Origin of the sequence: Roseicyclus sp., from assembly GCF_052168335.1 — a bacterium.
Taxonomy (GTDB): Bacteria; Pseudomonadota; Alphaproteobacteria; order Rhodobacterales; family Rhodobacteraceae; genus Roseibacterium.
In genome coordinates, this window is the sequence record NZ_JBQLZP010000210.1 from 1 (window position 1) to 7,968 (window position 7,968).

Here is a 7,968-nt window from a genome sequence, read left to right on the forward strand (position 1 = left end):
CCGGCCGCGCCTCGGGAACGACGATCCGCTCCACCGGGTTCCATGCCGCGATGTCGCCGACCTCCGCCTGCCCCAGCGCCACCCGCGCGAGGAAGGCGTCGCCGTAGCTCGCGCCCGTGGTGCGCGCGCAGACCTCCTGCGGCAGGCCCGCGATGTCCGAGGTCGCCTGCATCCAGATCGCGTTCTTCGTGCCGCCGCCGACGGCCAGCACGCGCGAGGGCGGCGCGCCCGCCGCGCGGTAGGTCTCGGCCACGTGTGCGGTGCCGTGCGCGATCCCCTCGAGCAGCGCGCGGTACATGTGCGCGCGGGTATGCGTGAGGTTCAGGCCGTAGAAGGCGCCCTTGGCGTGCGGGTCGTGGATCGGCGTCCGCTCGCCCGAGAAGTAGGGCAGGAAGAGGAGACCGGCCGCCCCCGGCGGCACCTCCTCCGCCTCGGCGGCGAGGGTGGCGAAGGCCTCCTCGCGCGGAAGCTCGCGCGCGAACTGGTCGCGGAACCAGTGCGTCAGCGTGCCCGAAGTGGCCAGCCCCGCCATCGAGGCGTGCTGGCCCGGAAACAGCCAGGGCGCGTACCAGAGCCGCGCGTCGCGCACACGGTCGGGCGTAATCGTGATGATGAAGATGGTGGAGCCATACATCATCATCATGTCGCCGGGCCTGCGCACGCCCACCGACAGCGCCTCGGCCGCCGCGTCGATGGTTCCCGCCGTCACCGGCGTCCCGGGCGCAAGGCCGGTCTCGGCGGCCGCCTTCTCCGTCACGGTTCCCGCGATCTCGGAGGACCAGAGGAGGCGCGGCAGATGCTCAGCACCGATCACGTCCGGCGCGAGGTCGAAACACCAGTCGAGCGCGCCCACATCGTAGAAGGGTGAGAAGTTCGCTGCCGTGTAGTGGTCGATCACGTATTCGCCGGTGAGGCGGTGGACGACGAAGCTGGTCGAGGTGAGGATCTTCGCGGCCTTCGCGAAGAGGTCGGGGCGGTTCCGCTTCAGCCACAGGATCTTCGGCCCGACGGACTGCGAGGTCAGCGCGTTGCCGCCGCGCTCGAGGATGACATCGGCGCCGATGGCCGCGGTCATCTCGTCGACCTCGGCCATGGCGCGGGTATCGACGCCGTAGAGGACACCGTTCATCAGCGGCGCGCCCGCCGCATCGACGGGCAGCATGCAGGGACCGATGGCGGAGCAGGCGACGGCGGCGATCTCCTCGCCCCCGACCCCGGACTTGGCCAGCAGCGCCCGCGTGACGTGGACGAAGTCGCCCCACCAATCCTCCTCGGCGCGATGCTCGGCCCAGCCGGGGCGCGGCACGAGCATCCTGTGATCGCGCGCGGCCTCCGCCACGACGCGGCCCGCGCCGTCCACGAGGACGCCCTTGGTCTGGTAGGTGCCGATGTCGACGCCGAGGGTGTAGCTCATCAGTCGCGCTCCGTCCGGAAGTCGGGCCCGATGCGTCCGATGGCGGCGAGGAGCAGGCGGGCGAGATCCTCGAGGTCGGAGACCTGCACCATCTCGCGCGGGCCGTGGCTGTAGCGCATGGGAAAGCCCACGTCGATCGCGGCCACGCCCTCGCCCACGAGCTGGACATACGAATTGTCGGTCAGGACGCCGATCTGGGCGGAGCGTTGCAGCGGCAGCCCCTCGGCCTCGGCGGTCCCCTCGAAGAGCGCCACCAGCGCCGGGTGGGGCAGGACGCCGTTCAGCGTTCCCCGCCCGTGGAAGCTGTAGAGGCTGATGCCGGGGCCTCCGCCCATCCGCATCTCGCCGAGGTGGCCCATGTCGGGCGTGTCGGTCGCCATCATCAGGTCCACCTGGATCGCGATGGCGGGCTTCAGCGCCTGCGCCGCGACCTGCGCGCCGCGCAGGTTGAACTCCTCCTGCGTGGCGAAGACGACGTGGAGAGGCGGGCCGCCGCCCCGTTCGGCCAGCCGGCGGAGAACTTCTACAAGAACGGCGCAGCCGGCGCGGTCGTCCACGCTGGTCCCCGCGATGCGTCCGCCCGCAAGCTCCACGACATGCGGCCGGTAGGCGACGGGCGTGCCGATCACGACGCCCGCGGCCTCGGCCTCCGCCTTCGAGGCGAAGCCCGCGTCGAGGTAGAGCTCGGACGCGGGCAGCACCTTGTACTTCTCCTCGGGCTGGGTGGCATGGTGGCTCTTCATTCCGACGACCGCGGGTATGTCGCCGCCCTTCGCGCAGATCACCACGTCCTGGCAGGGCAACGCCTTCTCCGGGATACCGCCGAGGCGGTGGACACGGATCAGGCCCGACTCCTCGACCTTCCGCACGATCAAGCCGAGCTGGTCCATGTGCGTGAAGAGCATGACCGGAGGCCCTTCGCCCGGCAGGCTCGCGATCAGGTTGCCGAGCGCGTCGGTGCGCGCCGCGACCGGCAGCAAGTCGCGGATCGCCGCGCGGATACGCTCCTCGTGGCCCGCGACGCCGGGCACGAGCATGAGGGCCTTCAGATCCTCTCCGATCCGGCTCATGCGTCGCCCCGCGCCGCACGCACCCGCGCCATGAAGTCGGCCGCGCGCGCCGGGTCGACCGCGTTCCAGGTGTGCCCGTCGACCTTGAGCGAAGAGCCGACGACGCAACCATCCGCGATGCGGAAGACATCCGCCACCGTCTCGTGCCGGACGCCCGTGTTGGCCAGCACCGCCGTGCCGGGCAGGGCCGCCTTCACCGCCTCGAGATCCTCCATCCGCGCGGCCTCGCCGGTGATCGCACCCGACACGAGCACCGCGTCGGGGATCGAGGAGAACACGGCCGAGCGCGCCCTGTCGGCCAGCGGGCGGCGGTCGAGGCTGTCGGCGAACTCGGCCGAGACGTTGTAGAGCATCAGGAGGTCGCGCCGCCCCAGCCTGTCGCGGTAGCGCATCGCGCGGCCCGCGTCGGGCGCCCAGAGGCCCATGTCCGAGGCGTAGAGCCCGGTGAAGATCTCGCGGCAGAAGGCCGCCCCGGTGGCCGCGGCGAGCGCCACGGTCGCCATCGGGTCCCAGAGCACGTTGACGCCGAAGGGCACCGTTATCCGGTCGCGGAGCTTGCCGATCACGTAGGCCATCGTCGCGGTCGAGGCGGTGTCGACCTGCAGCTCGTAGGGCCGGTCGTTCTCGTTGCCGAACATCACCGCGTCCACGCCCGCGGCCATCAGCGCGTCGAGGTCGCGCGCCGCGGCCTCCACGATCCCCTCCACGCCGGTCTCCGCGTCGTGCAGCGGGCTGCCGGGCAGCGCGCCCAGATGCACCATCGCGATCACGGGCTTCGCCGTGCCGAATGTCGTCCTGAAACGGTCCATGATGTCTCCCTTCACCCCATGCTGGCGCAAGAAACGGGTGCAGTCCACCGCGATTCATTCTAGCATGTCAGTGACGGGGGGAGAGCGATGGAACAACGCACAAGGCACTGGGACCGCTTGGGAAACGGCGGGCTCACGTTCACGGAACTGGGCTTCGGCACGGCGCCGCTCGGCAATCTCTACCGCGCGATCGGCGACGGCGAGGCCGAGGCGATCCTCGACCGCGCGTGGGAGGCAGGTATCCGCTATTTCGACACCGCGCCGCTCTACGGGCTCGGTCTCAGCGAGACGCGGCTCAACCGCTTTCTCCGGGGCAAGCCGCGCGACGAGTACGTGCTCTCGACCAAGGTGGGCCGCTGGCTGAAGGCCTGTGCGCCGGACGCGCGCGACGGCTTCGGCAAGTGGTTCGACGTGCCCGCCCGGCAGGAGGTCTACGACTACGGCCATGACGGGGTGCTGCGCTCGGTCGAGTTCAGCCTCGAGCGGCTGGGGATCGACCGTATCGACATCCTCTACGCCCACGACCTCGACGTCTTCAACCACGGCACGCAGGCCGCCCTCGACGCCAGGCTGACCGAGTTCATGGAGGGCGGCTACAAGGCCCTCCTTCGCCTGCGGGAGGAAGGCACGATCCGCGCCTTCGGGGCGGGCATCAACGAGTGGCAGCCCTGCCAGTGGATGGCCGAGCGGGGGGACTTCGACCTCTTCCTCCTCGCCGGGCGCTACACGCTGCTCGAACAGGAGGCGCTCGACAGCTTCCTGCCGCTCTGCGTCGAGCGCGGCATCGGCATCGTGATCGGCGGGCCCTACAACTCGGGCATCCTCGCCACCGGCCCGCGCCCCGGCGCCTTCTACAACTACGACCCCGCGCCGCAGGAGATCCTCGACCGCGTGGGACGGATCGAGGCGGTCTGCGCGCGCCACGGCGTCCGCATGGTGGACGCGGCCTTCCAGTTTCCGCTTCGCCATCCGGCCGTCGTCTCGGTCATCCCCGGCGGACAGGGCGTGGCCGAGATGGAGAGCAACCTGCGCGCAGCGGCAGCCGAAATCCCGCCCGCGCTCTGGGCGGAGCTGAAGGCCGAGGGGCTGATGCGCGCGGACGCGCCGGTGGAGGGATAGCCGATGGAGATGATCGACGCGCACCAGCACTACTGGCACCCGCAGCGGGGCGATTACGACTGGATGCCGATGGACAACGCGATCCTCGCGCGGCCCTACGCGCCCGCCGACCTCGAGCCGATGCTCGCGAAGCACGGGATCGCGCGCACCGTCCTCGTGCAGGCGGCCGCGACGGTGAACGAGACGGAGTACATGCTGGGCATCGCCGACGCCACGCCCTCGGTCGCGGCGGTCGTCGGCTGGATCGACTTCGAGCGGCCCGAGGATCGCGCGCACCTGGAGCGGCTGGCGCGCCACCCGAAGTTCGCGGGCGTCCGACCGATGATCCAGGACATCCCCGATGATGACTGGATGCTGCGCGAGGACGTGCAGTGGGGCTACCGGGCGCTGGTGGAACTCGACGTCACCTTCGACGCGCTCGGCTTCCCCCGCCACCTCGCGAACTTCTACAAGATCTTGACGCGGTATCCCGACATGCGCGTGGTCGTCGACCATTGCATGAAGCCGCAGATCCGCAACCATTCGCCCGAGAGCTTCGCCCACTGGGCGGACGGAATGCGCGCCATCGCGGAGGACACCCGCGCCTTCTGCAAGCTTTCGGGCATCGTCACCGAAAGCGACGGCTGGACGCCGGAGAAGCTGCAACCTTACGCGCAACACGTGCTGGAGGTCTTCGGACCCGAGCGCGTCATGTGGGGGTCGGACTGGCCGGTCTGTCGGCTCGAAGCGAGCTACGACGACTGGCGCGCCGCGGCGGAGGCGCTGACGGGGCACCTCTCGGCGGACGCGCGGGCGGAGGTCTTCGGCGGCACGGCGGCGCGCTTCTACCGGCTCTAGCGGTCCGACGCGATCAGCTCCGCCGCGCGCGCCTGGGCGAAATCGACCGCCTCCGCCACCGTGTCCCCGCGGAGGAGCGCGGCGGCGAGCGAGCCCGCGAACATGTCGCCCGCCCCGTGGGTCGAGCGCACGTCGACCTTCCGCGCGGGAACGCGCCGGACCTCGGCGCCTGGCTCGGCCCAGGCCACGCCCTCGCCCCCGAGCGTCACGACCACCGTGGCACGCGGCGCGAGGTCCGACAGCGCCTCCACCATCTCGGACGGCGACAGCGCCTCGGTCCCGAGGAGGTCGCCCGCCTCGAGCCGGTTGACGATCAGCCCGTCCACCTCGCGCAGCAGCGCGCGCGGAATGCCGTCGGCGGGCGCCGCGTTCAGCCAGAAGCGCGCCCGCGCGGCATGGGCGAGGCGCGGCAGCGCGGCCAGCACCTCCGGCGCAAGCTCGTTCTGCGTCAGGACGATGTGGCAGCCGGGCGGCACGCGCAGCGCGCCCGGATCGACGGCGCGGTTCTCGCCCGACACGATGACGGCGCCATAGCTCCCGTCGCCTTGCGTGATCGCGACGCTCATGCCGCTGGCGCCGGGGCCCGCCGACAGGCCGCTCACGTCGATCCCGGCGGCGGCGAGGTCCGCCCGCATCCGCTGCCCTGGATCGTCCGCGCCGATGCGCCCCGCGAAGGCCACGCGCGCGCCCGCGGCTGCGGCCGCAATCGCCTGGTTCCCGCCCTTGCCACCGAGCCGGTAGCGCACGCCCGCACCCCGCAACGTCTCGTCCACCCGCGGCAGGCGCGGCGCGTCCACCACGACGTCCCAATGCAGCGCCCCGACGACCAGAAGCCCGCTCATCGCGCACCGTAGAGCGCGGCCGCGACGATCCGCGTCGAGGCCGCCGCGTCCTGCCGCGCGATGGCCGAGGCGAGCGCCGCGTCGCCCGCCAGTTCTTCGGCCAGCGCCCTCAGCCGCTCGGTCATGGCGATGGAGGCGCGCGCCTCGGCCACCGGGTCCAGTCCGCCCATGTCGGGGAAGGTGTCGAAGTAGATCACCCCGTCGTAGCCCTGGCGCGCCACCTCGACCAGCAGCTCGACCGTCTGCACAGGGTGAACCGATCCCGCCATCAGCCCGTCGTCGCGCTTGGCGTATCCGTCGTTGAGATGGAGCCCCATCAGCCGCGAGTGCCGCGCGACGAGGCAGGCCGAATGCGCCGGCATCTCGTCGGCGTAGAGCACATGCGCGAAGTCGAGCGTCACGCCGAGGTTCCCGCGTCCGACCTCGCGGCAGGCGAGCAGCGTCGTGCCCACGTCCGGTATCAGCGCGAAGGCGCGCGGCTCGTTCGGCTTGTATTCCAGCGCGATGTCGCATTCGGGCGCATGGGCGCAGACCTCCTCGAGCGCGGCGATCGTCGCGTCCCAGGCCTGCGCGTAATCCATCTGGAAGGCGTAGTCGAAACCGTCCTGCCCCATCCACAGCGTCATCAGGCGCGCCCCCATCGACAGCGCCGTGTCGATCCCCTCCTTGGTCTGGTCGATCGCCGCCCGCCGCACGGCGGTGTCGGGATGCGTGAAGGCGCCGAGGCGGAAGCCCGGATCGGTGTAGTAGCGCATGGCGAGCCCGTTCAGCGCCATGCCCGCATCGGCCAGCCGCGCCGCGATCTCGCCCGGGCTGCGCCGTTCGAAATGGTCGGGGTAGTTCAGGTCGGCGGCGTCGAGCCCCTCCACACCGGCGGCGGGGTCGATCATCTCGAGGATGCCGTCGCCCTTCCGGCGAAAGGCGTTGAGGCGCGCGGCGTATCGGGGTCGGTTCGGACGGGTCATCGGCGCTGGAAGAGCTCCGGGTGTTCGCGCTCGAGCGGTTCGAGATAGCGCAGGAGCTGGCGCAGATGCGTCCGCGTCGCGGCACGCGCGGCGGCGGGATCCCGCGCCTCCAGCGCCTCGACGATGGCGCGGTGCTCCTCCAGCGTCTCGGTGATCCGCCGCCGGTTCGGCAGCACCAGCCGCCGCGCGCGGTTGACCTGGAGCCAGCTCGTCTCGGCGATCTGGGCGAGGCGCCGGTAGCCGGTGAAGGACAGGATCAGCTCGTGCATCTCGGCGTCGAGCTTGTAGAAGCCGGCCACGTCCCCGTCCTGGACCAGCGCCTCCTGGATGCGCAGGCTCCGGCGGAGCGCGACGAGCTGCTCCTCCGTCACCGTCTCGGCCACCTTCTCGACCGCCGCGACCTCCAGCGCCTCGCGGAGGAAGGCCCCCTCGCGGATCTCGGACATCGAGAAGCGCGCGACGAAGGTGCCCGCCTGCGGCACGACATCGACCAGCCCCTCGGCCGCGAGCCGCGTCACCGCCTCCGACACCGGGCTGCGCGAGATGCCGAGGTGATCGCAGATTTCCCCCTTCCGCAGGATCTCCCCCGGCTGGTATTCCAGCGAGAGGATCGCGTCCTTGAGGCTCTGGTAGACCCGCGTGGCGAGCGACCCCTCGTAGGCCTCGAGCGGCGCGAGACGCGCGGCCGCCGCACCGCCTTCGGCCGCCTTTTGTGGTTGCGATGTGCCTGCCGCGCCAGATAACATTCTAGCATGTTAGCCAAGCCGTGCCGGTCCGGCAAGCTCGGCGGAACCGCAGGGGAGGCGGGGCAGATGCGACTGAAGGGCAAGCGCGCGGTCGTGACCGCGGCGGGTGCGGGGATCGGGCAGGCCACGGCGCTCGCCTTCCTGGCCGAGGGCGCGCAGGTGCCGC

8 protein-coding genes are annotated in these 7,968 nt (G+C 71.4%); 2 read left to right on the forward strand and 6 right to left on the reverse strand.

The window, feature by feature from the left end:
- The 3 genes from ACTS11_RS06550 to ACTS11_RS06560 all read right to left on the reverse strand — a co-directional run.
- Window positions 1-1,414: FGGY-family carbohydrate kinase (locus tag ACTS11_RS06550; protein WP_442639528.1), on the reverse strand; the 1,414-nt coding region annotated here is incomplete at its 3' end.
- On the reverse strand, window positions 1,414-2,484 hold the full coding sequence (locus ACTS11_RS06555; RefSeq protein WP_442639529.1) for a M20/M25/M40 family metallo-hydrolase: 1,071 nt from the start codon (window positions 2,482-2,484) through the stop codon (window positions 1,414-1,416). The genes ACTS11_RS06550 and ACTS11_RS06555, both read right to left, overlap by 1 nt.
- Window positions 2,481-3,293 carry a BtpA/SgcQ family protein gene (locus ACTS11_RS06560; RefSeq protein ID WP_442639530.1) on the reverse strand — a complete coding sequence of 271 codons (813 nt, stop codon included), beginning with the start codon at window positions 3,291-3,293 and terminating at the stop codon, window positions 2,481-2,483. The genes ACTS11_RS06555 and ACTS11_RS06560 overlap by 4 nt, the downstream gene beginning before the upstream one ends.
- An 87-nt stretch (window positions 3,294-3,380) precedes the next feature.
- On the opposite strand from ACTS11_RS06560, the gene ACTS11_RS06565 reads away from it, so the two are divergent.
- The gene (locus tag ACTS11_RS06565) at window positions 3,381-4,412 is read left to right on the forward strand and encodes an aldo/keto reductase (protein ID WP_442639531.1); all 1,032 of its coding nucleotides are present in this window, start codon (window positions 3,381-3,383) and stop codon (window positions 4,410-4,412) included.
- A 3-nt stretch (window positions 4,413-4,415) separates the two neighbouring features.
- Window positions 4,416-5,249 (forward strand): amidohydrolase family protein, encoded by an 834-nt coding sequence (locus tag ACTS11_RS06570; RefSeq protein ID WP_442639532.1) that lies wholly within the window; start codon window positions 4,416-4,418, stop codon window positions 5,247-5,249.
- Here the strand turns inward: ACTS11_RS06570 and ACTS11_RS06575 are convergent.
- Genes ACTS11_RS06575 through ACTS11_RS06585 form a run of 3 tightly spaced genes read right to left on the reverse strand, consistent with a single transcriptional unit; the run spans window position 5,246 to window position 7,802 of the window.
- Window positions 5,246-6,091, reverse strand: a complete 846-nt coding sequence (locus ACTS11_RS06575) for a PfkB family carbohydrate kinase (RefSeq protein WP_442639533.1) — start codon at window positions 6,089-6,091, stop codon at window positions 5,246-5,248. The genes ACTS11_RS06570 and ACTS11_RS06575 overlap by 4 nt on opposite strands.
- Entirely contained in the window at window positions 6,088-7,056 is a 969-nt protein-coding gene (locus ACTS11_RS06580; RefSeq protein ID WP_442639534.1) for a sugar phosphate isomerase/epimerase family protein, read from the reverse strand. The genes ACTS11_RS06575 and ACTS11_RS06580 overlap by 4 nt, the downstream gene beginning before the upstream one ends.
- Window positions 7,053-7,802, reverse strand: coding sequence for a GntR family transcriptional regulator (locus tag ACTS11_RS06585; RefSeq protein WP_442639535.1), 750 nt, complete (start codon window positions 7,800-7,802; stop codon window positions 7,053-7,055). Before ACTS11_RS06585 ends, ACTS11_RS06580 begins: the two co-directional genes overlap by 4 nt.
- Window positions 7,803-7,968: the final 166 nt, after the last annotated feature.